We start from the raw sequence: 523 nt of genomic DNA, 5'->3' as shown, positions 1-523 counted from the left end.
CGTTACATCGGCTACGGCGTGCGGGAATTCGGCATGGCGGCAGCGATGAACGGCATGGCGTTGCATGGTGGGATCATCCCTTATGGCGGCACCTTCCTCGTCTTTTCCGACTATTCCCGCAACGCGATCCGGCTTGCGGCCCTCATGGGGATCGGCACGATCCACGTTATGACGCATGACAGCATCGGCCTTGGCGAGGATGGCCCGACCCACCAGCCGATCGAGCATCTGGCCAGCCTGCGCGCGATCCCGAACCTCCTGGTCTTCCGCCCTGCCGACGCGGTCGAGACGCTCGAATGCTGGGAAATCGCGGTCAAGAATCGCAAGCGACCCTCGCTTCTGGCCCTGTCCCGGCAGGCGGTGCCGCAGCTTCGCGGCGGACGCCCGGGCCATGAGGCACCGAACATGTCGGCGCATGGGGCCTACGTGATCCGATCCTATGGTGCGGCGCGCGATATCACCCTTCTGGCGACGGGCACCGAGGTGTCGCTCGCGGTCGAGGCGGCCGAGGCACTTGCCGAAG

General features: G+C 66.0%; 1 protein-coding gene. It reads left to right on the top strand.

Going from position 1 to position 523, the window contains the following annotated elements:
- Positions 1-523: transketolase-like TK C-terminal-containing protein (locus ACQY5R_RS18345; protein ID WP_428610729.1), on the top strand; the 523-nt coding region annotated here is incomplete at both ends.

It is taken from the genome of Sedimenticola sp. (assembly GCF_050289425.1).
Classification (GTDB): Bacteria; Pseudomonadota; Gammaproteobacteria; order Chromatiales; family Chromatiaceae; genus Sedimenticola.
The sequence above is the reverse complement of the archived record's forward strand: the minus strand, read 5'-3'. Positions and strand labels throughout refer to the sequence as shown.